The 24,996-nt window shown below is 59.5% G+C and carries 24 protein-coding genes and 3 pseudogenes; 16 read left to right on the top strand and 11 right to left on the bottom strand.

The window, feature by feature from the left end; all coding sequences use genetic code 11:
- The first annotated feature begins 151 nt into the window (after positions 1-151).
- The 4 genes and pseudogenes from ASE04_RS22800 to ASE04_RS22785 all read left to right on the top strand — a co-directional run bounded on the left by ASE04_RS22800 (position 152) and on the right by ASE04_RS22785 (position 3,409).
- The gene (locus ASE04_RS22800) at positions 152-334 is read left to right on the top strand and encodes a hypothetical protein (RefSeq protein WP_056822826.1); all 183 of its coding nucleotides are present in this window, start codon (positions 152-154) and stop codon (positions 332-334) included.
- Positions 335-464: 130 nt separating this feature from the next.
- A pseudogene (gene hmpA / locus ASE04_RS22795) lies at positions 465-1,677 on the top strand (NO-inducible flavohemoprotein).
- 97 nt (positions 1,678-1,774) lie between these two features.
- Positions 1,775-2,233, top strand: a complete 459-nt coding sequence (locus tag ASE04_RS22790; RefSeq protein WP_056822823.1) for an RrF2 family transcriptional regulator — start codon at positions 1,775-1,777, stop codon at positions 2,231-2,233.
- Between the two features lie 30 nt (positions 2,234-2,263).
- Positions 2,264-3,409 (top strand): HPP family protein, encoded by a 1,146-nt coding sequence (locus tag ASE04_RS22785; RefSeq protein ID WP_056822821.1) that lies wholly within the window; start codon positions 2,264-2,266, stop codon positions 3,407-3,409.
- Positions 3,410-3,692: 283 nt separating this feature from the next.
- On the opposite strand, the gene ASE04_RS22775 is transcribed toward ASE04_RS22785, so the two are convergent.
- From ASE04_RS22775 to ASE04_RS22750, 6 genes are read right to left on the bottom strand one after another with little or no spacing between them, the layout of a single operon-like run.
- Complete coding sequence (locus tag ASE04_RS22775) at positions 3,693-4,484, bottom strand: c-type cytochrome (RefSeq protein ID WP_056822815.1); 792 nt, start codon at positions 4,482-4,484, stop codon at positions 3,693-3,695.
- Entirely contained in the window at positions 4,481-6,106 is a 1,626-nt protein-coding gene (locus ASE04_RS22770) for a b(o/a)3-type cytochrome-c oxidase subunit 1 (protein WP_056822811.1), read from the bottom strand. Before ASE04_RS22770 ends, ASE04_RS22775 begins: the two co-directional genes overlap by 4 nt.
- The gene (locus tag ASE04_RS22765) at positions 6,096-6,659 is read right to left on the bottom strand and encodes a cytochrome c oxidase subunit II (RefSeq protein WP_056824024.1); all 564 of its coding nucleotides are present in this window, start codon (positions 6,657-6,659) and stop codon (positions 6,096-6,098) included. The genes ASE04_RS22770 and ASE04_RS22765 overlap by 11 nt, the downstream gene beginning before the upstream one ends.
- Positions 6,656-6,835 carry a hypothetical protein gene (locus tag ASE04_RS22760; RefSeq protein WP_056822808.1) on the bottom strand — a complete coding sequence of 60 codons (180 nt, stop codon included), beginning with the start codon at positions 6,833-6,835 and terminating at the stop codon, positions 6,656-6,658. The genes ASE04_RS22765 and ASE04_RS22760 overlap by 4 nt, the downstream gene beginning before the upstream one ends.
- A gap of 7 nt (positions 6,836-6,842) precedes the next feature.
- Complete coding sequence (locus tag ASE04_RS22755) at positions 6,843-8,057, bottom strand: c-type cytochrome (RefSeq protein ID WP_056824021.1); 1,215 nt, start codon at positions 8,055-8,057, stop codon at positions 6,843-6,845.
- A 53-nt stretch (positions 8,058-8,110) separates the two neighbouring features.
- Positions 8,111-8,746, bottom strand: coding sequence for a c-type cytochrome (locus ASE04_RS22750; protein WP_443216908.1), 636 nt, complete (start codon positions 8,744-8,746; stop codon positions 8,111-8,113).
- A 313-nt stretch (positions 8,747-9,059) separates the two neighbouring features.
- Between ASE04_RS22750 and ASE04_RS22745 the strand changes: the two genes are divergently transcribed.
- Positions 9,060-9,518 carry a hypothetical protein gene (locus ASE04_RS22745; protein ID WP_244490478.1) on the top strand — a complete coding sequence of 153 codons (459 nt, stop codon included), beginning with the start codon at positions 9,060-9,062 and terminating at the stop codon, positions 9,516-9,518.
- A gap of 80 nt (positions 9,519-9,598) precedes the next feature.
- Here the strand turns inward: ASE04_RS22745 and ASE04_RS22740 are convergent, their stop codons facing one another.
- The 4 genes from ASE04_RS22740 to ASE04_RS22725 form a co-directional block, all read right to left on the bottom strand.
- The gene (locus tag ASE04_RS22740) at positions 9,599-10,060 is read right to left on the bottom strand and encodes a carboxymuconolactone decarboxylase family protein (RefSeq protein ID WP_056822799.1); all 462 of its coding nucleotides are present in this window, start codon (positions 10,058-10,060) and stop codon (positions 9,599-9,601) included.
- 73 nt (positions 10,061-10,133) lie between these two features.
- The gene (locus ASE04_RS22735; RefSeq protein WP_056822796.1) at positions 10,134-11,351 is read right to left on the bottom strand and encodes an adenylate/guanylate cyclase domain-containing protein; all 1,218 of its coding nucleotides are present in this window, start codon (positions 11,349-11,351) and stop codon (positions 10,134-10,136) included.
- Positions 11,352-11,373: 22 nt separating this feature from the next.
- The gene (locus tag ASE04_RS22730) at positions 11,374-12,990 is read right to left on the bottom strand and encodes an MDR family MFS transporter (RefSeq protein ID WP_056822793.1); all 1,617 of its coding nucleotides are present in this window, start codon (positions 12,988-12,990) and stop codon (positions 11,374-11,376) included.
- A 99-nt stretch (positions 12,991-13,089) separates the two neighbouring features.
- Positions 13,090-14,268: an HlyD family secretion protein gene (locus ASE04_RS22725; RefSeq protein ID WP_056822791.1), complete on the bottom strand. Its 1,179-nt coding sequence runs from the start codon at positions 14,266-14,268 to the stop codon at positions 13,090-13,092.
- A gap of 138 nt (positions 14,269-14,406) precedes the next feature.
- On the opposite strand from ASE04_RS22725, the gene ASE04_RS22720 reads away from it, so the two are divergent.
- The 10 genes and pseudogenes from ASE04_RS22720 (at position 14,407) to ASE04_RS22680 (ending at position 22,172) form a co-directional block, all read left to right on the top strand.
- Entirely contained in the window at positions 14,407-15,309 is a 903-nt protein-coding gene (locus ASE04_RS22720; protein WP_056822788.1) for a LysR family transcriptional regulator, read from the top strand.
- Positions 15,310-15,450: 141 nt separating this feature from the next.
- The gene (locus tag ASE04_RS31955) at positions 15,451-15,576 is read left to right on the top strand and encodes a hypothetical protein (protein WP_274533892.1); all 126 of its coding nucleotides are present in this window, start codon (positions 15,451-15,453) and stop codon (positions 15,574-15,576) included.
- Positions 15,570-15,683: pseudogene (locus ASE04_RS30820) on the top strand (short-chain dehydrogenase); the annotation flags it as partial. The gene ASE04_RS31955 and the pseudogene ASE04_RS30820, both read left to right, overlap by 7 nt.
- 58 nt (positions 15,684-15,741) lie before the next feature.
- On the top strand, positions 15,742-16,200 hold the full coding sequence (locus ASE04_RS22715) for a hypothetical protein (protein WP_056822785.1): 459 nt from the start codon (positions 15,742-15,744) through the stop codon (positions 16,198-16,200).
- A gap of 716 nt (positions 16,201-16,916) precedes the next feature.
- Positions 16,917-17,861, top strand: coding sequence for an alpha/beta fold hydrolase (locus ASE04_RS22705; RefSeq protein ID WP_082597467.1), 945 nt, complete (start codon positions 16,917-16,919; stop codon positions 17,859-17,861).
- A gap of 57 nt (positions 17,862-17,918) precedes the next feature.
- Complete coding sequence (locus ASE04_RS22700) at positions 17,919-18,392, top strand: hypothetical protein (RefSeq protein ID WP_056822779.1); 474 nt, start codon at positions 17,919-17,921, stop codon at positions 18,390-18,392.
- A 242-nt stretch (positions 18,393-18,634) separates the two neighbouring features.
- Complete coding sequence (locus tag ASE04_RS22695; protein WP_156408869.1) at positions 18,635-20,026, top strand: mechanosensitive ion channel family protein; 1,392 nt, start codon at positions 18,635-18,637, stop codon at positions 20,024-20,026.
- Positions 20,027-20,125: 99 nt separating this feature from the next.
- On the top strand, positions 20,126-20,377 hold the full coding sequence (locus ASE04_RS22690; RefSeq protein WP_056822777.1) for a hypothetical protein: 252 nt from the start codon (positions 20,126-20,128) through the stop codon (positions 20,375-20,377).
- 29 nt (positions 20,378-20,406) lie between these two features.
- Positions 20,407-21,318 (top strand): helix-turn-helix domain-containing protein, encoded by a 912-nt coding sequence (locus tag ASE04_RS31950; RefSeq protein ID WP_056822774.1) that lies wholly within the window; start codon positions 20,407-20,409, stop codon positions 21,316-21,318.
- Entirely contained in the window at positions 21,315-22,172 is an 858-nt protein-coding gene (locus tag ASE04_RS22680; RefSeq protein WP_056822772.1) for a helix-turn-helix domain-containing protein, read from the top strand. The genes ASE04_RS31950 and ASE04_RS22680 overlap by 4 nt, the downstream gene beginning before the upstream one ends.
- Before the next feature lie 1,358 nt (positions 22,173-23,530).
- On the opposite strand, the gene ASE04_RS22675 is transcribed toward ASE04_RS22680, so the two are convergent.
- A complete protein-coding gene (locus ASE04_RS22675; protein ID WP_056822769.1) occupies positions 23,531-24,430 on the bottom strand; it encodes an alpha/beta hydrolase in 900 nt (299 codons plus the stop codon).
- 264 nt (positions 24,431-24,694) lie between these two features.
- On the opposite strand from ASE04_RS22675, the pseudogene ASE04_RS22670 reads away from it, so the two are divergent.
- Positions 24,695-24,996, top strand: a pseudogene (locus tag ASE04_RS22670) (transposase); the annotation flags it as partial.

Here is a 24,996-nt window from a genome sequence, read left to right as displayed (position 1 = left end):
ATCCTCCTTCTTGTTCCCCCCGCCGTGCTGCCCAAGGCACGGTAGCAGACGAGCCTGCCGCGGGCGCGATCTGCGAACTGGCCTGCCGAGATCTCAGCCGCCTCGGCAGGCCCCTTTCGGGACCTGCGGCACCGACACCGAGGAGAAGCAAATGCCGAAATCCCGCTCGAACGAGCCGCGGCAGCCGTCCTCCGGCAGCTTCGTGGGACTGGCCATCATCGCTGGCATGCTGATGCTATTGGCGGGTCTTTTCGTCCACGGCAATCTGACCGGAGGTCGTGATCTCCAGGCCAGAGCCTACGATCCGCCCGCAAAGTCGCCTGCGGCAAAGTAGGTCGTGCCGACATCGGCAACGGCTGCGACAGAACGGCACATTCCAGGCTTAGCCATAAAACATATATTGCAGATGTATCTTTAAGGGCATAAACCGCTCTTCGACAAAGACACCCAGAACGGAGATCATCATGTCGAACCAGTTGAGTGAACAAACCAAAGCAATTGTCAGAGCTACCGTGCCCGCGCTGGCGGCACATGGCCCGACGATCACCGGAGCAATGTACAGGCGCTTGTTCGAGGACCCGGCCGTCCGCGACATGTTCAATCAGGCAAACCAGGGTGACGACGGACGGCAGACCAAGGCACTTGCTCACGCGATCCTCGCCTACGCCCAAAACATCGACAACCTCTCGGTCCTTGGGCCAGCAGTCGAACGCATTGCCCAGAAACATGTCGGTCTGCACATTCTTCCGGAGCACTACCCTCATGTCGCAGTCGCCTTGCTTGGCGCGATCAAGGACGTGCTTGGCGATGCGGCGACCGAAGAGATCCTTGGCGCGTGGGGGGGAAGCCTTCTGGTTCCTCGCCAGCATCCTGATCGGCCGGGAAAAGCAGATCTACGACCACCTGAAGGGATCGGTCGGCGGCTGGAACGGTTGGCGCAAATTCAAGGTCGCTGCGAAGCGTCGGGAGAGCGACATCATCACCTCGTTCGTTCTGCAGCCGTTCGATGGCGGTCCGGTCGTCGGCCATCGTCCCGGCCAGTACCTGACCTTCAAGTTCGACGTTCCCGGCCTTCCCCCGCAGCGCCGCAACTACAGCATCTCGTCGTCGCCAAATGGCATGACCTATCGCATTTCGGTCAAGCGCGAGGCGTTGGGAACAGTATCCAGGCATCTGCATGACCGGATCCAGGAAGGCGACGTGATCGATGTGGCACCGCCAACAGGCGATTTCCATCTGCCCGAGCGCCCGGAGCGGCCAGTTGTTCTTCTCAGCGGCGGCGTTGGCCTCACTCCGATGGTCAGCATGCTGGAGACGATCGTCGACAGCGGCGTCGAGCATCAGGTCCACTACGTCCATGGTGCGCAGGACGGTCGCGTTCATGCGATGGGCGACCATGTGCGCCAACTCGTCGAGGGCCGCGCGCATCTGAAGGCTGCGATCTTCTATGGAACACCCCACGAGGACGATGAACGAGGCGTACACTTCGATCACGACGGCCATATCACGATCGACTGGCTCGCCGCGAACACGCCACTTCGGGATGCCGACTTTTATCTCTGCGGCCCGAAGCCGTTCCTGGCGGCATTTGTAAACGGCCTCCTGCAGGCGGGCGTCGCGCAGGAACGCATCCATTTCGAGTTCTTCGGCCCCGCCGACGACTTGGCTGCTGCGTGAACTCGTGCGCGGGGCGGACAGACATCCGCCCCGCATTTGATTCATACCCAAGATATCTTATAGAGGTGGGAGACCTGCCACCCCAACGAGACCAGAAATGCGGCTCACTGTCTATTCCGACTATGCACTGCGGTTGATGATGTACCTCGCGCTCAACGGCGAGCGTCTTTCGACGATCTCCGAGATCGCTGACGCCTACGACATCTCCAGGGCGCATCTGATGAAGATCACTCATGAACTCGGGCTCAAAGGATTCATCGAGACGGTGCGCGGGCGCCAAGGTGGAATGCGGCTCGCGCGCGACGCAGCAAAGATCGGCGTCGGCGAGATCGTGCGGGCGTCGGAGCCGGATTTCGCAATCGTGCCATGCATGGAGGAAGGCGCCGAAAGGATTTGTGTGATCCAGCCGGCGTGCGTCCTGAAACGCGCCCTCGCCTCGGCCGCCGCGGCATTCCTCGACGTCCTTGACGGATACACGCTCGCCGACCTGACGAGACCCTCGGTACCACTTCGAAATCTTCTGGCGCTTCCGGATCTTCCAGCCGTTGTTGCCTGATCCCAGCACGTGTCTCCCCAAGGCCTTCGCATGCAATCGATCCTGAAACGTCTGCTACCTGTTGCCTCCACGATCAGTTTGACCGAGCGGTTTCGGTCTGGCTTCGGGGCGACCTTCGGAATATTTGCGACTGGCGCGGTCGCAGTCGCAACTGTGGGAAGCGGGTCTGGTGTACCGACGCTGATCGCACCAATGGGCGCCTCCGCCGTGCTTCTCTTCGCGGTACCATCAAGCCCTTTGGCGCAGCCTTGGTCGATCATCGGCGGGAACTCTATCGCCGCACTGACGGGCGTTACCGTCGGCCTGCTGTTCTCAAACCTGGCCGTGGCTGCAGCGATCGCCGTCGGCATCGCCATCGCCCTTATGATGGCGTTTCGTTGCCTCCATCCGCCGAGCGGCGCAATTGCTCTCACTGCCGTCATGGGCGGCCCGGCCATACACGAGCTTGGGTACGGCTTCGTACTCTGGCCTGTTGCAGGCAACTCCATTCTGCTTCTGCTGCTCGCCCTAACGTTCAACAACCTGACAGGCAGGCCCTATCCGCATTCATTGAAACGAAACCCGGCTGACCACAAGACAGGCGACAGACCGCCCATCGACCGCATCGGCTTCAGAACCGAGGATCTCGACGAAGTGCTAAAGGAATACGACCAGATCATCGACGTGGATCGGGAGGATCTCGCCGACATCCTTCACCGGACGGAGCTTAGGTCCTATGCCCGACGTGGTGGAACGACGACCTGTGGAGACATCATGTCCCGTGGTGTGATCGCTGTGTCCGCGGACGACAGCCTCAGGCACGCGCTTGACCTTCTTCGGCTCCACCATATCAAGGCGCTTCCAGTTACGGATGACATGGCACGGGTTGTCGGTATTGTTACGCAGACCGACATCCTCGACAAGGCAAGCTGGAGAAATGGCAAGCCTACGATCGGCTTCAGGCAGAGGTTGCGAGTATCCTTGACGAGTGGCCGGGCACCGTCAGGGATCGTGCGCGACATCATGACGACGCCTGTGCGGACCGTCTCTCCAGATGCGACTATTTCAGAGGCGATCATTCATCTGGCGGAGGAAGGTTTGCATTATCTTCCCGTCACCGCGGTCAACGACAAGCTTGTCGGAATAATCTCTCAGTCCGACGTCCTGATGGCGATGCTGGCGGACAAGGCAGCGTAGGGTCGTTGACGCGATCAGGCAGTCCTCCTTCCGGATTGAAGCATGTAGACGCGCATTTCCTTTTCGATCGACTGCCGCAGATCCTCATACTCTTCAATGGTGGCGTGCGGAGCGTTCTCGCGTCGAAGCCTGTCGATTTGGAGACTGACGAGGCTATAGGACTCGCAAACTTCGGCAAGGTGTGGGCGGCTCAAGTATGGTCGAATACGAGGGAGCCGCATCGCCAGAAGGGCCTGCCCATGCCTGACATGATCGATCCGCAACCGTTCCATCCTCATGCTCCTCACTGCAACGACGAATAATATTTCGCGGCGGCGTCGATTTCGTCTTCCGTCATCGCTCTTGCGATGTTCCGCATCTGCTGGCTGGTGTCGTTGCGTCTGGCGCTTGCCGCAAACGCATGCAGCTGCGACTTGACGTAGACAGCTGACTGACCGTTCAGCCAGGGGCTCCCTTCTTTTGTCTCAATGCCGCCATGACATGATCCGCATGGTGCGATCCCTCGCATTGGCGCTCCACTGGCAACGATCGTTGGAACTGGTTCGACGGTTTTCGCACCGCTTTCCGGCAAGCTCGGCAGGTACGAATAATAGGCCGCGAGGTCGAGCATGTCCTGCTCGCTCATATGGATGGCGAACGGGCTCATGACGGTGTTCACTCGAGCGCCCGTCTTGAAGTCGTGAAGTTGCTTGTAGATCACGGCAGCGTACTGACCTGCGAGGTTCGGCGAGTCCGCGCGGCTGATCCCGGTTGGTCCATGACAGATCGCGCATTGCTGAGCGAGAGTCGCGCCGCGCCCGATGGATTCGGCAGGCGGGTTGCGCAGGATCGTCTCGTTTAATTTCGCTGACGAGACAGCAAAGTCCAGAGCGATGACATCGCCCGCCGACCGCCGAACGGGAAACCCGGCCGCGCTGCAGATCGAATCCCATAGTCCGGTCAGACGGCTGTCCGGAGAAGCATAGGGAAGCAGAACGAACCCCGTCAGGACTGACAGCAGGAGAATCGCCACCGTGAGTCCGACGCTGGTCGTAAACCACCTGTTGGCAAAGCTGAGGAGCCTTTCGCCACTCATCTCTGAACCCCGACATAGACCGCAGGTACCGAAGTGTCCTGTCGGAGCGCGAGCTGGAGTATCGGGAAACCGTAGTTCGTCACCGTCAGTCCGATCATCAGCGCGACCCACATGCCGTGGCTGTTCAAGGCCGCGGGAACGCGGACCGGTGGGTGGACAGCGACACTGAAGGTGTAGACGCCGGGTTCGACCGATGTCGAGCGATGTCCCCTGATCAGGACAACAAAGAAGAGAACTGCCGACAGCACGAGAATGAACCCTCCGAAGGCCGACAGAACGACTGGCATGGCCTCATCAGCCAGCGCCGCGTTCGAATAGTCGTAGTAGGCCATCCGCCTGGGCATTCCGAGGATGCCGACATAGTGCCAGGGGAAGGTTGTGACGATCATGCCAATAAACCATAGCCAGAGCTGCGCACGCATCAGCGACAGGTCGCGCAGCGATCGCCCGGTCAGGTGGGGCCAGAGATCGTAAGCGATGACAAAGTACATAATGACGATCGCACCACCGAAAATCAGGTGGAAGTGTCCGGTGATCCACTGGGTGTTGTGGATCGAGCTATCGAGCTGGTAGCTCATGTTGATCAGGCCACCCGCGCCGCCGAAGCCAAGCATGATGAAGGAGAAGGCGACCGCGAGCATTGTCGGGTTCTTCCACGGGAGCGCCACGAGCCAGCCGAACGGCCCCTTTCCTCCGCGTAGCCTGCCCGTGATCTCGACGGACGCGCAGATCGTGAAGACGGTCAGCAGCGTCGGTAACGCGACAATCGCGGTGAAGGCGGAATGGACGAACTTGAAGCCAGAGCCGACCTGCGGGTCTGCGAAGGTGTGATGGATTCCGATCGGCATCGCGACGACGAGGAAGAGCACGAACGAGATGCGTGCCATGCTGTCGCTATACAGCTTGCCGCCGATCGCCCTGGGCACGATCGTGTAGTAGGCGATGTAGGTCGGCATGAGCCAGAAATAGACGATCGCATGGAGCGTCCAGGAAAAGAAGACGCGCGCCAGCCCGGCATCGATAGTCGAACGAAGTCCTAGCGCTACGGGAATAATCTGAATCAAAAGCTCAAGAGCCGCCCCGACCGCTGTCCACCCCCAGAGGTAGGAACTGGCTACATTGGCATACATGGCTAGAGGCACTGGAGCGTCCGGATGAGCGCGCTTCCAGTGGTAGAGGTTGACGGACATCAGGGCGACCCAGATCCACGAGCCGACCACGACCAAAACTACGCCGATGTAGTAGAACGGGTTGCCGATCATCGGCGGATAGAAAGTGTAGAGAACGGACGCCAGTCCCAACGAGACCGGGATCATTGCTGTGACAGCGCCGACGACGATAAGCCAGAACCCGGCCCAGGCCCAGCGTCCTCCGATCAGTGCGGTCTTCAGCGAGCTTTCCGTAATCGCGTAACCGAAACCCATGGCGACCAAAGTCGGAAAGACATAGCCCATGACTGTCCCGTGGGCGGTCACCGACCGATAGTACCACTCCGGATTAGCTATCCATGATGCCAGCGGGCTGCGGATGAACATCTGCCAGGCGCCGAGGATCAGGGCTAATCCGAAGACGCCGAAGGCAAGCCAGAAGTGCGCGAGTATCAGGCGTCGGCTACTTAACACAGCTCAGTCTCCGCTTGGCGGCGGCGAGCGCCATGAACTCGTTGCGATCGATCACCTTGACCTTCGCCCACATGCCTTCGTGTCCGACGCTGCAGAATTCCTGGCAGGGCATCAGATGCTCTCCGATGGTGGGAAACCGTGCGGTCTGTTCGGAGACGTAGCCGGGCACCAGCATAGTGTTCACATTGGTCTGCTGGATGAGAAGCCCGTGAACGACATCGGCGCTGGTCGCCCGGATGACCACTTTCGTCTCGGCGGGAACGAGAATGCAGGGCGGAGTGAAGGAGTATTGTTGGCCGACGGCACGGACAGTCACCGATCCATCTGGCTCCACCGCTGTGCCAAGATTCGATTCCACGAACTCTCCGGAGAGGTGCAGTGTGACGGGATCGATAGTCTCCACTTGGGCCTGAGGCATCGTCGCCTGATGGATCCCGGCATAGGCAGCCATCCCCGTCAGGAACGCGATGATCACGATCGAGATCGCGGCCCATCTGCGCTCGATGCGCGCGGCGACGAGCGCACTCGTGGAATGGTGACTATCGACAGTCATGGCATGGCTCCGCGCGGGAGGAAGACGAGAAAGTAGAAGAGCAGCCACATGGCTATGACCACGGCAGTGGCGATGCCCGCGACAACGATGGCGCCGCTCGGGCCGCTCGCCACGATGTCGTCGACCTTCTGGTCGCGTACGGCTGTATCTCCATCCGGTGTGTCGGTGTTGATCATGGTGTCCTCATTGGAGCGGGGCCGCGCGCAACTGATTGGCTTCGGCGGCACTGACCGGAGCGCCCGTGTTGCCCCACGATGTCCTGATGTAGCTGACGACCGCTGCGACCTCATTGTCGGAAAGGCTCACCGAGAACGGAGGCATTCCATGTGGCATCGGATTCCCCAACGTTCCCGGAGGATAGCCGCCGTTGAGCACCATGCGGATCGCGTTCACTGCGGAGTCCATCTGAATGGATTGGTTGCCCGCGAGCGGCGGATAGTGAGGCGGCCTACCCTCGCCTTTCGCCCCGTGACAGCTTGCGCACTGGCCGTCGTAGACGGCCTTCCCTAGGCTGACGAGCAGGCTGCTTTCGGCGTGCGGCAGGCGCGATACGGCAGGCTCGGGCGAGTCTTGTGCTATGCTTTTCAGATAGACCGCCATCGCCCGCGTGTCTGCGTCGTTCAAATACTGCAGGCTGTTATAGACCACGTCTGCCATCGGGCCGTAGACGACTCCGCGATTTGAGATGCCTTTCTGCAGCAGGTCGCTGATGTCCTCGATGCTCCACTCGCCGAGCCCCGCTTCCTTGTTGGAGGTCAGCGACGGCGCGTACCAGTTCTGCATCGGGATCAAACCACCCTTGAAGGCGTCGGATTCGGAATTGCCGCCCAGCGAATTGATCGGTGTGTGACACATGCCGCAGTGACCCAGCCCCTCGACGAGATAGGCGCCCCGGTTCCAATCGTCGGATTTCGCCGTGTCAGGCTTGAATTCACCTTCTTTGAAGAAGAGGGTCCGCCATCCGAGCACGAGCGAGCGGTTATTGTATGGGAAGTCGAGCTCGTGCTCTTTGTTCTCCCGGGAAACAGGCTCGATGGTCCTGAGATAGGCATAGATCGCGTCGCTGTCCTCGCGACTGACCTTCGTATATGAGCCGAATGGCATCGCCGGGTAAAGAAGTCCGCCGTCTGGGAAGCGGCCTTCATGCATCGTCCTGTAAAAGTCGTCGGCGCTCCATCGCCCGATACCTGTCTCGGGATCCGGTGTGATGTTCGAGGTGTAGATGGTTCCGAACGGCGTCGGCATGGCGTGCCCGCCTGCGAAAGCCTTTCCCTCGGGGGCGGTATGACAGGCAATGCAGTCGCCTACTCGCGCGAGATACTCGCCTTTCTCGACGATGGCCGAATCGGGTTTCGAGCTTGCTTCCTGGGCGAGGATCGGCGCGTTCGAGAACAACATCGATGCAACCGCCGGACCGATGGCCGCAACCATGACACTGGCGATGACCGACCTCATGGGCGTGCGCCCCTTTCGGGCTGGCTGCCACATTCGAAGGGAAGCGCGAAGCTTCCGCTCGGCGATGGGGAGGCATTTTCCGGGGCTGGTTGCAAAGCGAGCCACGCGGCGACTGCGCGCACGTCATCCTCATTGAGATGGCCCGCCACGATCTGCATGCAGTCCGGCGAGATTGCGGTACGCGTTCCGTAGCGCCAGCCCCCAAGCTGCGCGCTCAGATAGGTTGCGCGAAGACCAAGAAGCCCCGGTATGCCGGGTTCCTGTCCGGTCAAAAGGGAGCCGTGACAACTGACACAAGCGGGAACTCTCCGCTCAGCGTCCCCGCCCGTGACAAGCGACTTGCCGTGATCGAGAACCGCCGCGCTGACCTCGGTCGGACCATTTGCTGGCAGCGGAGGTGTCTGAGCGGCAAAGTAGTCAGCGATCTGCTTCAGATAGGCGTCCGGCAGGAACTGCAGAAGGTAGTTCATCGGCGGGTATTTCCGGCGCTCGCTCCGGAATGCAAGAAGCTGATTGTAGAGGTAGCCCGAGGGCTTGCCCGCGAGACGCGGAAAATAGGGATCGTTTGTACCCCTTCCTTCGACACCGTGGCACGGTGTGCAGGCTTGGACGCGCTCTGCCATGCCGTCCATGGAGGCGTCGGCCGCTACGGCGACCGAGGCGGTTAAGAGACAGAGTGCTTGAAGCGCGCCATGCAGATACCGCCTCACCGTCCCCGCTCCCGACCCTGGATAAATTGAAAGAGTGCGGACCATGCGTGCAGGATGACGATCTGAGTGTCTGGCAGCAAAAGGACGGGCTTGGCCAGATTGGGCCGCAATAACCACCCACGCACGTGTGCCGATGACATTTCCGCGGAACCGCGACCGACCCTCGCAACTTTGGCTTGAAAGCGACACTTCGCCAACCTACGTCAGGCCGCCCGCTGCAATTACAGGGATCGGAGTGGAGGACGACTTGGATAAAACGAAGAAGACAGTGGTTGTGGAGAGTCGGAAACGAGAAGTCTCCGACGTGACGGCCGAAGCCAAGGATGTGAAGGCCGAACCCTACAGAACCAAAGTTTCGCCTTGCGCGCTGCAGACCCAAGCCGACATAGAAACATATTACCGCAATGCCGAGACCGGAAGCATCGCAGTCGTTCGACAGACGCAGCACCATATGCTTGGTTACTCGGTCACCGAAATCGATGGCACCAACCCGAAAAAGGGGCGGACGTACATCAAGCAGTTCGGAGCCTTCTACATGAAGAGCGGAAAGAACTGCTTTCATCCAAAAGGACAGAGGACGCTGGTCGTTCCCACCCCGGAGGTTTTGGCTTGGGCCGACAAGCATCCTCGCGGCGAGTTCGGTTATCAGACGTTCACACAGGAACAATACCAGGCTCTCTTCAGGCCAAAATGACTTCGCAAGAAGCGTGACGGCCGCCATCGTGGCGGCCGTCTTAGGCTTTCTACAGTCCCGTCGCCGGAGCGATGGACTGCTTACGCAGCCTTCGCAGCGCCATCCAGCGCATGAGGAACTCGGAAGCTGACAGCGAGGCGGTTCCAGACATTGATCGTTCCGATCGCCACCGTGATCAGCGTCATCTCGGTTTCGGAGAAATGTGCCTTGAGTGCCTCGAAATCAGAGTCGGGCGCGCCAGTCTTGGAGATATTCGTCACGGCGTCGACCCATGCGAGGAGAGCACGTTCCTTCGCATCATAGACAAGCGCTTCATGCCAGACTGACATGAGATTGATCCACTGCTCGGAGAGGCCGTCGCGACGGGCTTCCTTGACGTGCATGTCCACGCAATAGGCGCAGCCGTTGATGATCGAAGCGCGAAGCTTGATGAGGTGGAGAACGTGCGCTTCGAGACCGCTGTCTTGCACGAACTGATCCAGAGCGGCTACGGCCTTGTAGGCTTCCGGAGAAGCTTTTCCGAAGTTGAAACGAGGTGCCATTTTTCTTTTCCTTGTTGGTTGATTGAGACGCACGGCCGTACGCCGCGATCCCTCGGCGCCAGACACCACTCGGTCAGTGAGTGCGTGTTTTCGGCGTCGTGATCGTGAAGAGTTCGATCGGGTCATCGAATCCCTTCAGATGGTGGAATTTCGTTGTGACGACGTTCTCCGTCCCTACCCTGCGCCGGAATGCGTCCGACATCAGGACGGAGTTCCCGAGCGCGCCGCAGGCGGTTTGGATGCGGCTGAGAAGGTTCACGTCGGAGCCGATCACGGTGAAGTCTAGGCGTCTCCCCGAACCGACGTTGCCGTAGCTCACCTTTCCGTAGTGCAGCGCGACGGCGGCATCGATGCTGACACCCTCCATGTCGAACCGCGAGAGTTCATCGAGTATCTGGTCCGTCGCCGCGAGAGCCTGCTCGCTCGCCATCACCGCATCCGAGGTCGGAAAGAACGCCATCACCGCATCGCCCATGAACTTCAGCACCTCACCTCCCTGGCTGGTGATAGCCGGAACGACGATGTCGAAGTACGCGTTGAGAAGATCGAGGACCTTGTCTTCGGGCAATTTGTTTGAAAGCTCCGTGAAGCCACGGAGATCGCACAGCAAAAGCGCGGCCTCCATGGTCTCGATCTCACCCTGCCGGATCCTCCCGGCGAGGATGCGCTGTGCGGTCATCGGTCCGATGTACACATCGAGCAGGGAGAGTTCCGCCTGACGCATGACGCGAAGCTCGCAGGTGTTGCGGAGAGCCGGGAGAATGCGTTCGATGGCCCGGATCTCCGACGTTGCGAATCCACCCGGACGTTTGGTCCCGAACACCGCCGCGCTGACGGGACCGTCGACATTGCAGAGTGGCGCGATGACGAGCTGAACCAGCCCGCGATCCCTGAACACGTCGATATGCTGCCAAGGCCACTGTTGATCGTTGGTGTCGACGATCATGGGTTCACGGCTATCCATCACCTTGCGAAGAGGGCTGGTCGCATAAGCAAGCTTCATCCCGTGCTCGCGATCGTGGATCTCGATCGGCTCGGAGGGCGCCCATGCCAGGGTGCGGCCGAGAATTTCCGGATGCAGGGTCATGAGATGGAGCGTGAGCCTGTCTACCGGAAGGCCGATCTGGCGTAGTCTGCGCCCTAGTCCGGAGATCAGTCCGGCCTCGTCGATCGCATGGCACTCGTCACCTGAAAGCCATTCCAGGACCGAGAGGATCGAGCCGGGATCCATGGGCCGCCCCTTCTCCGCGCGCTGCCGGCGTGACATCGGCTGTTGCATGATCGTGTTCATCGACGTGCCTTTCGATTGCGGATTAGTGGGCGCCAGCGCCGGAAACCTGGCCCGGCTTTTTCAGAAGAAGCGAAGCAACGAGGGCGACGACCAGAGCGACCCCTAGTAGGAAGAACGTGTCGCTGAAGGACATGATGTTTGCCTGCTTGCGGACACTCGATGCGATGGCGACGATTGCCTTGTGGGTCGCCGTGGCCTGGTCGCTGACACCGTGGTTCATGAAGTACGTCGTCAGTTTTGCGACACGGGTCCGGGTGGCCTCCTCGAAAACGCTGACGGAGTTCGTCAGGATGTTCGAGTGAAACTGCTCGCGCTTCGACAGGAAGGTCTGCAGCGAGGCGATGCCCACTGCGCCGCCAAGGTTGCGCATCATATTGAAGAGCGCGGACGCGGAGCCAGCGTTCTCCTGCTCTATGCCAGCCGTGGCGATAGCCGAGAGTGGCGTAAAGACGAGGGCTTGACCGACGGCGCGCACGACGTTCGGCCAGAATAGCTGGTCACTCGCATAGTCGCCCGTCATGAACACGTTCATGAAGTTTGATGCGGCAAACAGCGCAAACCCGACTATGATCAGCAGGCGGACGTCGAAGCGCTTCATCAGTCGCGGAACCAGCGGGATCAGCAGAAGCTGTGGGATGCCTGTCCAAGCGAGAACCATACCGATCTGTTCCGAGTTGTAGCCCTGGATGCGCGACAGGTAGATCGGCAGAACGAATGCGGACCCATAGAGCGCGATGCCCAGCAGGAAATTCGCGACGATCCCGAAGCCGAAGTTGCGGCGCATCAGCAGGCGGAGGTTGAGCAGCGGATGAGCAGTCTTCAATTCGATGATCAGGAACAAAGTCAGCGAGACAGCGGCGATGACCGACAGGCGGACGATGAAGTCGGAGCCGAACCAGTCTTCCTTGTTGCCTTCCTCAAGAACGGTCTGAAGGGCGGCGAGACCAATGGACATGGTGACGATGCCGGGCCAGTCGCCCTTCGCCAGCAGGCTGAGGTTCATCGGTGCACGGTCGAGCGACAGCCAGAGCATTGCGACCATGAGGGAACCGGGTACCAGGTTGACGTAGAAGATGAACTCCCAGCCGTAGTTCTCGGTGAGGTAGCCGCCGATGGTCGGGCCGATCGCCGGGGCGAACGTGGCCGAAAGCGCGAAGAGCGCGAGACCGATCGGCTGCTTGGGTTTTGGCAGAAGCGTGATGATGATGGTGAAGGCCATTGGGATCAGAACGCCGCCAGCGAAGCCTTGGATGGCCCTGAGCACGATCATCTGCTGCAGGTTGACGGCGAAGGCGCAGGCGATCGAAAAGACCAGAAAGAGGATCGCGTTGACCAGAAGGTAGTTGCGGACGGAGAAGACCCTTGCCAGCCAGCCGCTGAGCGGGATGACGACGATCTCGGCGATCAGGTACGAAGTCGAGATCCAGCCGCCGTCGTCCTTGCCTGCCCCGATCGCGCCTTGGATGTCTGCGAGAGAGGCATTGACGATCTGGATGTTGAGGACGGCCATGAAGGCGCCGAGGGTTGAGCCGACGACGGCGCACCACATCCGGAACGAACTCATTTCGGACTTGGCAGACTGCGCGGGGGCCACCTTGGGATGCTGGTTGCTGTTTGCTGCGATCTGAAGCGTAGCCATGACTTATCTCCTTCCGGCTGATGCGGAATCTCTCATGACGATGGGTTGCCGATAATCGGGAAAGGAACGGAAGGATTATCCGCCAGGAGCGGGCAATCCCTACTTGCCTTCCGAAAGCTGGGCTTCCTTGGTGTCGATTTCTGGTTCGACGGACATGCCGGACCGCAGGCGGCCCACGAGTTCCTCGTCATCGATCAGGATCTTCACCGGAATGCGCTGGACAATCTTCGTGAAGTTGCCCGTCGCGTTATCGGGAGGCAGAAGCGAGAACTCGAGACCGCTGGCGGGTGAGATGCTGTCGACATGACCCTTCACCTCGAGGTCGGGAAAGCTGTCGACTTTTACTTCGACTGTCTGGCCCGGCTTGACGTAGGTGAGCTGTGTTTCCTTGAAGTTCGCGACTACGTAGACTGAGTGGAGCGGCACGACGGCCATCAGTTGCGTGCCCGACGTGACGAACTGGCCGACACGAATGGAGCGGGCGCCGACGGTGCCGTCGACGGCGGAAAGTATGTTGGTGTAGGACAGGTTCAGTTCAGCCTGCTGGGCCGCTGCGGCCGCCCTGTCCCTCTGGGCGACCGACTGGTCGCGCTGCGTCTTCAGGACGGGCACCTTGCTCTGGGCCGCGACGAGGGCAGCCTGGTCGCGTTCGACGGCAGCCGACGCCTGATCCATCAGTGACTGGGTCTGCTCAGCCTTCGACTGGCTACCCGCCCCGCTGATGATGAGACGGGCGTTTCTGGCCGCCTCGGACTTTGCGAAGACGAGCGAGGCGTTCGAAGCATCGATCGAGGCTTTGGCCTGACCGATCACCGACTGCTGGAGATCGATCTGGGCGTCGACATTGGTGATGGCGGCGTCCGCGGCCTTCACGTCGGCCTTCGCCTGGTTGAGAGCGGCCTTGAAGTCCCTGTCGTCGATCCTGGCGATCACCTGCCCTGCCTTCACGACGTCGTTGTCGTTGACAAGGACCTCCCTGATGTAGCCAGCGACCTTCGGGGCGACGGTGGTGTAGTCGGCCTTCACGTAAGCGTCGTCGGTGGATTCGATGAAGCGGCCGACAGTCCAGTAGTCATGACCGAAATGGGCGCCGTATGCTGCACCTGCCAGGAGAACCGCGATCAGTACGCCCTTCTTGACGACACTCTTGCGTGGCTTGGCCGCTGGAGCAGGCTGTGCGGCAGCGGGCTGTTCGACAGGAGACGAAGGCACGTCCTTGATCTTCCGATCGGCTTCTGCGGAGGTTTCGAAAACCTCCTTGCGGGGCAGTTCGACCATTTCAATTCTCCTGTTATTCGGCGCGTCTGAGGCGCAGCCCTAGTTGGATGACGTAAAGATGCCCCGCTATTCACCGATTGATAATCCGCGTATATCGGTAAGGATCATACGCTGAGAGCGGATAATAGAGGTGCGGACATGGATCGGTTGACGAGTCTTTCGGTCTTTGGAAAAGTGGTGGAGTGCGGAGGGTTCACCGCAGCGGCACGACGGTTGAACATGTCGGTCACGATGGTAGCGACGCATGTCCAGTCGCTCGAGGAGAGGCTCGGCGTCCGCCTCCTGAACCGCACCACGCGCAAGGTCAGCCTCACGGAAACGGGGAAGTTCTACTATGACCGCTCGGCCCAGATCCTCGCCGACCTCGATGAGGCGGATCGCGCCGCAGGCGCGCTGACCACCACGCCGCGTGGCGTCCTCAAATTCAATTCCACGGCCGCCGTCGTGAGGTTTCTTCTTCCGGTCATGGATGAATTCCTCCAGCTCTATCCGTCCGTTTCCCTGGATCTGAGCATTACCGAGCGAATGGTTGACATGATTGAGGACGGGTACGACCTGTCCATTCGCACGACGCCAGCCCCGGATTCCAGCCTTGTCGCCCGCAAGCTCACCCCATGGCGGCATATCCTCGTGTGCTCGCCGTCCTATCTCGACACCCGTCAGCGTCTTTCGGCGCTGGCCGACCTCGCGGGTCACGACTGCACCCGCTACACCTACTATCCATACGGCGACGACTGGACCTTCGAGGTGGACGGCGGTGAAAGAAGCCAGGTGAAGGTCAGTGGCTCCGTTGTCACCAATAGCGCTGAGACACTCCGGTATATGGCTATCAACGGGCGGGCGATCAGCCTCGCCCCCAGCTTCCTCGTTTCCGAGGATCTGGCCGAAGGACGACTCGTCCGCCTGCTCCCGGAATATCGGGGCGTGGAATTCGCAATCAATGCGGTCTACCCGAATAGAAGCCATCTTCCGACCAAGGTCCGTCTGTTCATCGACCTGCTTGCCGAACGGTTCGTCAAGCATCGCGTCTGGATGAGCTAGTCCTTCAAGCCGGACGGCTACATAACGATCGGGACATCGTGGGTTGCGGCTACGCGTTCGTGTCCTGCTTCTTCAATAAAAGTCCCTCGTTTCGCGCCTAGCATTCGTCTTCAAGGGCACCCCGCCCCGAAGGAGAACAAGATGCCTCGGTTGGAAAACAAGACGGCACTCATTGCAGGCGGCACCAGCGGAATCGGGCTTGAGACCGCCCCGCACCTCATCGCCGAGGGGCGCGCGTCATCGTGGCGGGAAGCAGCACGGACATGAAGGCGATGGCCATCCAGATCCAGGGCCAGATTCCGGCCGGCCGTTTCGGGGAGCCTTCGGAGGTCGCAAAGACCATCGTTTTCATGGCGTCGGGCGAGGCTCCCTAGATCGTCGGCAGCGAACTCACCATCGACGGCGGCATGAGCACTCTATAGGAGGTCGGACATGATCGTACTGCTTGCACTGTTCGCGGGGATCGTTTCAGGACTGCGGGCCTTCACCGCTCCTGCGGCCGTCGCCTGGGGCGCGACGCTTCTTTATTTCGACGTCTCGAATTCCTGGCTTTGGTTCATGGGCTATCAATGGACGCCGTGGATCCTGACTGCCCTCGCCTGCGTCGAACTCGTGACCGACCAGTTGCCGTCAACGCCGTCGCGGAAGGTGCCCGTGCAGTTCGGTGCGCGTATCCTGATGGGCGCGCTTGCCGGGGGCACCCTCGGAGCCGCAGGCAATCTGATCGCCGCAGGTATCGGACTTGGCGCGTTCGGAGCCGTCGTCGGGACGCTGGGCGGAGCATGGGCGCGTCGGCAGATGGCGGCTTCGTTCGGCAACGACCGTCCAGCAGCGTTCGTGGAAGACGTTGTCGCCCTCGTTGGCGCAGCACTGATCATCTGCGCGGCGTAGCCACGCAACGCGGAAGACCATGGTTGTGAAGTTTTCCGTTCGATTCTCAAAGGAAACGACGATGACCTATGCCAGCTATCGCAGAATATTCCTGGAAACCCTCGCTGAGCTTTGCGACCTTACGCGAAACGGCGGCGTGGAATGCGACGTTCGCTGGAGTGCCGACTACATCGCGCGGCATTCGAAATGGTATCGATTCCGCGGTGAAGGTGGCTCCGGAGAAATGACTTCCGAAGGCCGGGAACTGGATGTCTGCAGCGGCAGGGTAAGGCGACTGCCACCTTCCCTGCTGACGTTTGTCATGCTCGAGTTCGAGAGCAACGGCCTTATCGCCGCGTATACGGGTGCGCCCCTACCGTCTGCGATCATCGCCGAGAGTTTACTCGGTCGGGACGACACGCCGGAGATCGTATCCGTTTCAATTCGGAAGCGGAGCGTCGAAGACGGGCTGCTTCGGAGTGTGGCGACCGTTTTTATTCGTCGGGTTCGAAAACACTGCAGATGCCGAACAACCAAAGCTGATGATCCCGCTGGCGAAAACGCCGGAGATTGTGTCACCAATCTGGTTCCGTGACAGGACAACACTCCTCGAGCTTGCGTCCGTATCCGCTTGATTAAATTGGTTGCGTCCCGTTTCGCCAATAGGCGACCGAAGGGCGCAAGAGGGAGCCCGAGACGTTCGGCTACAATTCCATAACGACATGAAGGAGCTCGAAATGAACATCCGTTTTGGAGTCCCGGCCCGCCTGATTATGTCGGTCGTGTTCGCGGCCGGACTGAACGCGCCGCAAGCGGCAGCCGACGTTAAGGCCTTTCCTCCGAGCTTCATCCGGCAAGACATCACCATGAACGGCGCCGGGCAGTTTTTTCGGATTGGAGGCAGCGGCCCGGCAGTTCTCCTTCTCCATGGATTCGGCGACAGTGGCGACATGTGGGAACCTGTCGCGGTGGAACTCGCCAAATCCCATACCGTCATCGTCCCCGATCTCCGCGGAATGGGTCTCTCCGACCATCCTGAAGGCGGTTATGAGAAAGTCAGCCAGGCGACGGCATTCGCCAAGGCGCTCTACGACATGGGGATCCAGAACTTCGATCTCGTCACCCATGACATCGGCAACATGGTCGGATACAGGCTGGCAGTCCAGTATCCGGACAGGGTGACGAAGTGGGTGATCATGGACGCCCCGCTGCCCGGTCTTGGAAACTGGGACAAGCAGCTCGTGAATCCCAAGGTCTGGCATTTCAACTTCAGAGGTCCCGACGTCGAGCGTCTCGTTGCCGGACGCGAGCGGATCCTTCTGGACCGTTTTTATAACGAACTGTCGGCGGATCCTTCAAGGATCGATGAGCAGACCCGCAATCACTATGCGGAGCTCTACGCCCGACCGGGCGCCATCCACGATGCCTTCGGCGGCCAGTTCGCGGCGTTTGCACAGGACGCCAAGGACAACCGGGCGATCTTTGCCGAGAAGGGAAAGCTGAAGATGCCGATCCTGGCGGTCGGCGGAGACCATTCCTATGGGGAACAAATGAAGGACGAACTGCTTTCCGTCGCTGAACGTGTCCGCGGCGCGGTCATCAAGGATTCCGGCCATTGGATCATGGAAGAACAGCCTGACCAGGCCGTCGCTCTCATCACCGAATTCATAGGCTCGGATTGAGCCTCTCCGATCCCAGTATCCGTTCCAGGGACATACCGTCGGCATAAGGAGACATTCATGCGAAACGACCCCGCCGAAATCCTCCGTGAATTCCTCGATGGCGCGTTCCACCCTGCACGGGCCGAGAGCCTGGTTTCTCCCGACGCAGTCTTGGTCGATCTGCCACCAACGAGGAACGCCGTGCGTCGTGCCGCAGGATCAGGCACGCTTGTCGGCAAGAATGCGTTGCTAAAGGCTACCATACAGCTTCTCCTTTGCCACAGCTCTGGCGAGCTGGCCTTCAACTCGCTCTTCGGCTCCGGAGGAAGTGTCGCCGGGTTCGGCACAAGGGTCAGATGCGCGGCGCCGGCCCTATCGACGGCCAGTGCGCCACTCTCCATATGGGCGACGGCGTCGACGGGTCGCGCCCGGCTCCTCCGATACATGGAGGTCTGCGTTCGGCTCGATGGTCAGGGATCACGACCCGCTAGAGGGGCACGCCCGGAGCCTGCCGCCGCCAGACCGGAAGGCTCCGTCATCTACCTGACCTAAGCGTTGAAGGCGGCGCCCCAGATGTCGAAACCTAATCGTCGCTCGGAAGAGAGCTATTCCGGGTTTCCGGCTGCAGCCGTGTTCTTTGCCATGATCTTCGTGACTGTCACGCTGGTTTTCCGCGGGCACCTATTCGAAGGAAGCCCGCGAGCACGGGTCTATGTGCCGAGTTCTCCCTCGGGATTGGCCCTCACGCAGCAGCCGGCCTGCCCGCCTTCCGTCTGCCCGGCTCAGTTACCCAGATGACGGACCTTCTGGTTCACGATTATCGGGTCCAGCTAACGATCATCGTACTCGCCAGGATCGTGACGAGGATTTTCGGGCGAGGATCAGCGCCGACGAAGGTCGCGCTCAACGCTGCATTCTTTGCCGCGTTGACGTTCGTTCTCTTCCTGCAAGGACTCGCACCATACGAAGCACTCCCTCCGGGAGAGGATGGCATCGGCCGCGCCGCCGCAGGGTTCGCGAAAGCCGTCTGGTGGATATCGGGATCGATGCTCCTAGTCAGCCTGATCCGGTTGTTTCTCATCTTCGAGCGAACGCCGCGCGAGGGGCGACTCCTACAGGATATCCTTGTCGGAATGGTCTTCGTCGGGACCGCGCTCTCGATCATCTCCTACGTGCTGCAGATCCCGGTTGGCACCTTGATTGCAACATCGGGCGTATTTGCCATCGTCCTCGGCCTTGCCTTGCAGAATACCCTCGCCGACGTCTTCTCAGGCGTCGCACTCAATCTCGGGAAACCTTACCGCATCGGGGACTGGATAGTCCTCGATGACGGCATCCAGGGGCGGGTCGTCGAAACCAACTGGCGAGCGACCCACCTGCTTAGCGGGACGAACGACCTCGTTATCGTTCCAAACAGCGCCCTTGCGAAGGCAAGACTGGTCAACCAGAGCAGTCCCGACGAAACGCACGGAATATCTCTGGTTCTCCGGGTCAGACCGACCCACTCTCCCTTGGTGATCGAGGACGTGATGCGGACTGTGCTTTCGAGCAGCAACCACATCCTCAAGCACCCGGAACCCTCGGTGAGGATCACAGCGCTGGACAGCATCGCTGTCGAAGTCGAACTGGTATGCAGGGTGAAGGATATCTCGCGAACCATGGCGGCGAAGAATGAACTGTTCGACCTCGTTTTTCGGCACCTGCGGGCTTCCGGCCTCAGGCTTGCGGCTCCTGCCGCGGCAGCAGGGTTCCATGCCCAAGACAGCGAAGAACGCGACCGAGGTACGCCATGGCGTCTGGTCTCATCCCTTCCGTTGTTCGGGAGCCTGACGGAGGAAGAGAAGGAGATACTGGCCGGATCGCTCGGAAAACGTATTTTCGAAAGGGGATCAGTCATCGTGTCTGAAGGCGAGACCCTGCGGGGACTAGCTATCATTCGAAGTGGCGTCGTGGTCGTAGAGCGAGAGGTTGCCGGGTCGACCGTCGAACTCACGAGACTTTCTCCACACGACTGCTTCGGTGAACGTGGGTGTCCTGACAGACACCCCCGAGACGGCGACCAAACGGGCACTGACCCCGGTCGTGATCTACGAAGCCCCGCAGGATATTTTGCGGCAGATCATGGAGACCCGAAAGGGAGTTCTCGATCATCTTGGACTGCTCTCCTTCAAGCATACGGAGCATGACAACCACGTCATGGCCGATAGGGTCAAGTCGAGGGAGCAGCCCACATATTCCTTTGCGGATCGCATCCGCCACTTGTTCGACATGTCGGAGGACGGCTGATGAAGCGCGATTGCGGGGGACGGAGCGAAATGACGATCGAGGAGATGATGGCGGATCCTCTCGTCGCCCTGATGTTGCAGGCCGACGGCATCTGCAGCGTCGCTTTCGCCAAATTTCTCCAAGCGACTGCTGAGGATTTCGCGGCATCGGGGCGACGAAGGTTGGACGCTTCATGCGCGATCGGCCATTTGCGTCCATTTCGTCCAAAGGACGGCCACATCATGCAGGGGATGCTTCCGAAGACCGTCTAGGATCGTCAGCGGTTGGCTGGAGGCCGAAAATGCGAAGCCAAGGGGTTTATGGGCAGAAGCTCGGGGATCATTTCCAACTCGAAAGCGCGCCTTCGATCGTCACGACCAGTTTGAAACGATCGGAAATAGGCATCACCCACATTCGCTGCCAACGGCCCAGCCTGACATCTCCCATTCCAACGGAAGACGCGTATCTCGTCGCGTTCCAGGTCGAGGATTGCCTGGAGCACGAGCTCTGGATCAATGGCCGCGGCAGCGGACGGTTGCCGTTGTTTGCAGGACAGACCTCGATCTACGACTTGCGGGTCGACCCGATCGCATTCGTTCGCGAGACCTCGAATTGCGTGATGTACTACCTTCCGAAGGCGGCGTTCGACACGCTTGCCGAGGAGAATGGTGCGATCTTCAGCGAGCTGAATGCTCACGAGGGCCGTCCGACCGACGACCCAGTAGTGGCGAGCCTCAGCGCCGCTATCCTTCCCGCCTTCCAGACCCCGGAGTACGCAAGCCAGCTCTTCCTTGATCACCTGGCGCTGGCGGTCGCAACGCATCTTGCCGGAGGCTATGGCGATCTTCGCATATTGGAAAAGGGAATGCCGACTGGGCTAACGCAGAAAATGGAACGGCGGGCCAAGGAATTGATCGACGCCAACATTGCCGGAGAGGTGCCTCTGGCGCAAATAGCGCGCGAGTGTGGCATGTCCGCACGGCACTTCGTTAGTGCGTTCAAGCAGACCGTCGGGGTCGCGCCACACCAATGGATGGTACTCCGACGATGCGAGCGTGCGAAAGACTTGCTGCGGTCGACGTCGCTCACGTTGGGCGAGATCGCGCATGCCTGCGGGTTCGCCGATCAGAGCCATTTCACACGGTCATTTGCCCGTCTCGTGTTCGCGACGCCGGGCGCATACCGCCGGTCACTCTGGGAGGTCTCGACATGAAGGAAAACGGAGCCTACGGCGAGACGCTGCGGCGTACGTTCAAGACCGACACGGCACCCTCGTTTGTCGCTCGGACCCTGAAGAACGCCAAAGTGGCGGTGACGGAAATCCGCTGCGACAAAGAGGACACCGGTCTCACTGAGCCGATCCCCGTCGAAGATGCGTTCCTGGTGACGATACAGCTCCGCGACGTACACTCCCATGGGCTGTTTATCGACGGCCGCCGGGTACAGACTGATTTCCTTCCTGCCGGAACAGCGAACATCTACGACCTGCGCTCCTCGCCTGTCGCCGACAGCATCAGCACGTTTCATCACCTGAGCTTCTACCTGCCGCGCGAGGCTCTTCTGGAAGTCGCAGAACGAGAAGGCCTGCCAGACGTAGACAGTTTCGATCATTATCCGGGACTGGGCGTGAAGGATGTCATCCTCCACAATCTGGCGCGGGCGATCCTTCCGTGTTTCCGGGCTCCGCGGGATTCGAACCGCCTACTGGTGGACCACGTCAGCATTGCTGCCACGGCTCATGCGATCAAGACTTATGCTGGATGCAGGATCGGGACAACAACGATACAACGTCTGTCACGTGGTCAGGAAGCTCGAACGAAGGATCGCATCGCGGAGCATCTCGACGGCGACCTGTCCCTTTCCGAACTATCGACGGAGGTCAGCATGTCGCCGCTTGATCTAGCTGCATCCTTCGAACTGAGTGCGGGAATGACCATTCACCAATGGCGGGCCAACCTTCGAGCAGAGCGTATACGACGTCTGATCGTGCGGGGATACGATCTGCAGACGATCGACCGAATGTTGGCAGGTTGGGAATCTCATCGCCTCAGCAACGATCACGAGTAGGCCACGCCAGCAGGCTCTCCGATGTCTCGATCTCTTAGAAAACGAAACTCTGGGAGGACGGATCTCTCGCCGCGTCTCGAAGGACGGCGAGCGCCTCTAAGAAGTGACTACCGCGATGTTTGCGATGACTTGAGGGAAGAGAGACGTCTCTCGAGTTCGCTCGTTAGAAATGGGGACGCGCGACGCGGAGGCGGCCATGCAGGCCGCGCAAGAGCTGCGTAATTCCACACCAGGTGCCTTTTGGAGAAGATGCCATAAGTCGGCCAAACGGCGCGGCGTCGAATGATTAAACCTTCGAACAGTGTCGGGCTCAATGACGGACCACTCAAGAGCGTTTGACCTAGTCTACAGGGCGGCACCAATGAACTTCGGCGATTTCAGCGGCTCAAAATGCTTTGGAGCTAATTTGGCGCAATTCTGCTGGTGATGGCACTTCGGCGGAGGAACTATCAGCCCATGCGCTCTCTCGACTAACGGCGTCCGCTATCGCTGTTTTGCGCGACTACGGTATGTGCCAAGCAAAAGCGCCGAACAAATTATTTTCCCGCGGTGGCAGAGTTGTCGACCGCCAAGGCGGGCTGAGCGTGGAACAGTGGATTGCTCAAACAGTCGACGCCGCCGCGAGAGCAAAATAACCGATCCGAATACCTTCTCTTGAAAAAAGCCAATTTTAGTTCAATCACCCAAGTCATTAGAAAGGGTATCTCGATGTCGACAGTGGCATCCAACGCCGGGCTCGGCACTTCTATTAGACAAGTTGAAGGGAATTGGGGATGGTTCGTTGCCTTGGGCGTGTGCCTTTTTAACGGTAGATCTAATCTTCCAAGGTTGGAGCTACATTGTTTTCGGACTGGCACTTCGCGCTCGAAAAGGGCCGCCGCTCCTGCATGGCTAGTTCGGCAAAACTCTCAAAGCCGACAAGCAAAATCCATCATTGGAACCGTCCCTGATCTTGGGGCGGCTCCAACGGTTTGGGTGACTTGCTGCTCCACAAGTTCTCACGGGGTGCAGAGGGTCAGTCCCATGAAAAGGTTGAGCGAGTGCGGCAATTTGCTTTGCAGGCCACAAAGTTGTCCTTGCCAGCCCGGATTTCTGGTCGGGGGCAGAGAGCCGAGGCAATGGGTGATTTATGATCCCTAGCAAACAGCGGCGCAAGCCATTACGCGCGAACCAACAGAAACTGGGACGACGCCGCTAACTGAACGGCGAACGGCGCGGCGAGGCCCTATGAAAACTACTGTCCGGTAGCCCTGACGATTCGAGGTGATGCCAAGCACGGAGGAGCGAGCGGTTACCCATGAGCGCAATGAAGGATACCTGATCGACCTTTGCTCGCCGACCCAGATCCCGTAGAAGAGCTAAAGAGCTTTAGAAAAGAAGGCAACTAGCTGCGCCACGGCGTCATCAACAGCGTCAACTCTATCGTAAAGATCGACGTGGGTAGCGTCTTTGACCGTATACAGTGATTTGGGTTCTCGTGCTTTTGCAACAGCGTCACGAGTCATCCATGCGGTCACAGCTCTTTCGGCTGTAATCATCAACAGCGGTCTAGGTGCGATCATTTCGATGAAGCGGAATGCATCAAATGTGGCCATTCTGTCCACGCTATCCCAGGTGAGCGACTTTGCTGAGCGCGGATGACTGCATCGATCTGAGCAGTAATACTCCCAGCCCTCAAAGACATGGAGCCCTCCAGCGCGTGCCTCTTCTTCAGATGCAGGAAAAATCGGGAAGCTCCCCATATCTTCGCCCCCTGCTGACCGGGTTCTAGCTTGCGCGGCCGCATCCAGCAGACTGCTGATGACCGCTGCGTCCTGTTTTCCGTCCGCACCGACACGGATTTGCAGGCCGACGTCAACCGCTGCGACGGTCGCGACTGCCTTTATCCTGCGGTCGCCCGCGGAAGCGGAGATGACATAACCGCCCGACGCGCATATGCCCAGGACACCAACTCTGTTGGCATTGATATCTGGTTGGACGCTTAGAAAGGAAACAGCAGCCTTAAAATCCTCGACTCGCTGCGCGGGATTTTCCAGACCACGAGGCAAACCTCCACTCTCACCTTGATATGCAGCATCAAAGGTCAATACGATAAATCCTTGATCGGCGAGTTTCTGTGCATATAGCGCCGGCGATTGCTCCTTTGTCGATGTACCCGGATGACCAATCACAATTGAACACCCGTTTGATTTCCGCGGCTTGTAAATATGGCCGGCAATCTTCAACCCGGAACTTAAGTAGGTTACTGATGTGCGCATGGGGAACTCCCGATAGAGTGTGTGTCTCCGACCTTTTCGGCGCGAAAGCAATGCAACAATTTAGTGCTCCGCATGTGTTCCGTGTGTGTCCAGCTTTGGTTTTTTTGTACCAAACTGTACCTTCTTATGCTCTCCGCGGACTGATGCGGCAGTTCTCGGCAACGGGTGTTGGCAAGTCCCACGCGCTGATCGCCATTCTCGCCGACTGAATAGCCCCTAGATTTGTAGACGCCTTCTCCCCTAAACTTGAGGCAGGAGGCCTATATGGGCAAAGGCAATTTCACAGAAGAGTTCAAACGTGATGCGGTGCGTCAGATCACTGAGCGGGGCTATCCGGTAGCGGAGGTCTCGCAGCGGCTGGGGGTCAGCCCGCATTCGCTCTACGAGTGGAAGAAGAAGTTCGGCACATCGAACGTCAAAGACAGCGATGAGGCCGAGGAGATCAGACGGCTGAAGAAGGAACTGGCTCGCGTCACCGAGGAGCGCGACATCCTRAAAAAAGCGGCCGCGTACTTCGCCAGGGATGCAAAGTGAAGTACGCATTCATTGCCCTGCATCGCCTGCGG

The organism is Rhizobium sp. Root708, assembly GCF_001429725.1.
Classification (GTDB): Bacteria; Pseudomonadota; Alphaproteobacteria; order Rhizobiales; family Rhizobiaceae; genus Rhizobium.
The sequence above is the reverse complement of the archived record's forward strand: the minus strand, read 5'-3'. Positions and strand labels throughout refer to the sequence as shown.

Coding starts and splice junctions, on each gene's coding strand:
- ASE04_RS22720 (WP_056822788.1), top strand. CDS start 14,407: ATGGATCGGTTGACGAGTCTTTCGGTCTTTGGAAAAGTGGTGGAGTGC.
- ASE04_RS22725 (WP_056822791.1), bottom strand. CDS start 14,268: ATGGTCGAACTGCCCCGCAAGGAGGTTTTCGAAACCTCCGCAGAAGCC.
- ASE04_RS22700 (WP_056822779.1), top strand. CDS start 17,919: ATGCGAAACGACCCCGCCGAAATCCTCCGTGAATTCCTCGATGGCGCG.
- ASE04_RS31950 (WP_056822774.1), top strand. CDS start 20,407: ATGCGAAGCCAAGGGGTTTATGGGCAGAAGCTCGGGGATCATTTCCAA.
- ASE04_RS22755 (WP_056824021.1), bottom strand. CDS start 8,057: ATGTTGTTCTCGAACGCGCCGATCCTCGCCCAGGAAGCAAGCTCGAAA.
- ASE04_RS22730 (WP_056822793.1), bottom strand. CDS start 12,990: ATGGCTACGCTTCAGATCGCAGCAAACAGCAACCAGCATCCCAAGGTG.
- ASE04_RS22690 (WP_056822777.1), top strand. CDS start 20,126: ATGAAGCGCGATTGCGGGGGACGGAGCGAAATGACGATCGAGGAGATG.
- ASE04_RS22715 (WP_056822785.1), top strand. CDS start 15,742: ATGATCGTACTGCTTGCACTGTTCGCGGGGATCGTTTCAGGACTGCGG.
- ASE04_RS22695 (WP_156408869.1), top strand. CDS start 18,635: ATGACGGACCTTCTGGTTCACGATTATCGGGTCCAGCTAACGATCATC.
- ASE04_RS22680 (WP_056822772.1), top strand. CDS start 21,315: ATGAAGGAAAACGGAGCCTACGGCGAGACGCTGCGGCGTACGTTCAAG.
- ASE04_RS22735 (WP_056822796.1), bottom strand. CDS start 11,351: ATGAACACGATCATGCAACAGCCGATGTCACGCCGGCAGCGCGCGGAG.
- ASE04_RS22765 (WP_056824024.1), bottom strand. CDS start 6,659: ATGACTGTCGATAGTCACCATTCCACGAGTGCGCTCGTCGCCGCGCGC.
- ASE04_RS22740 (WP_056822799.1), bottom strand. CDS start 10,060: ATGGCACCTCGTTTCAACTTCGGAAAAGCTTCTCCGGAAGCCTACAAG.
- ASE04_RS22775 (WP_056822815.1), bottom strand. CDS start 4,484: ATGAGTGGCGAAAGGCTCCTCAGCTTTGCCAACAGGTGGTTTACGACC.
- ASE04_RS22675 (WP_056822769.1), bottom strand. CDS start 24,430: ATGCGCACATCAGTAACCTACTTAAGTTCCGGGTTGAAGATTGCCGGC.
- ASE04_RS22790 (WP_056822823.1), top strand. CDS start 1,775: ATGCGGCTCACTGTCTATTCCGACTATGCACTGCGGTTGATGATGTAC.
- ASE04_RS22785 (WP_056822821.1), top strand. CDS start 2,264: ATGCAATCGATCCTGAAACGTCTGCTACCTGTTGCCTCCACGATCAGT.
- ASE04_RS22800 (WP_056822826.1), top strand. CDS start 152: ATGCCGAAATCCCGCTCGAACGAGCCGCGGCAGCCGTCCTCCGGCAGC.
- ASE04_RS22750 (WP_443216908.1), bottom strand. CDS start 8,746: ATGGACGGCATGGCAGAGCGCGTCCAAGCCTGCACACCGTGCCACGGT.
- ASE04_RS22705 (WP_082597467.1), top strand. CDS start 16,917: ATGAACATCCGTTTTGGAGTCCCGGCCCGCCTGATTATGTCGGTCGTG.
- ASE04_RS22760 (WP_056822808.1), bottom strand. CDS start 6,835: ATGATCAACACCGACACACCGGATGGAGATACAGCCGTACGCGACCAG.
- ASE04_RS31955 (WP_274533892.1), top strand. CDS start 15,451: ATGCCTCGGTTGGAAAACAAGACGGCACTCATTGCAGGCGGCACCAGC.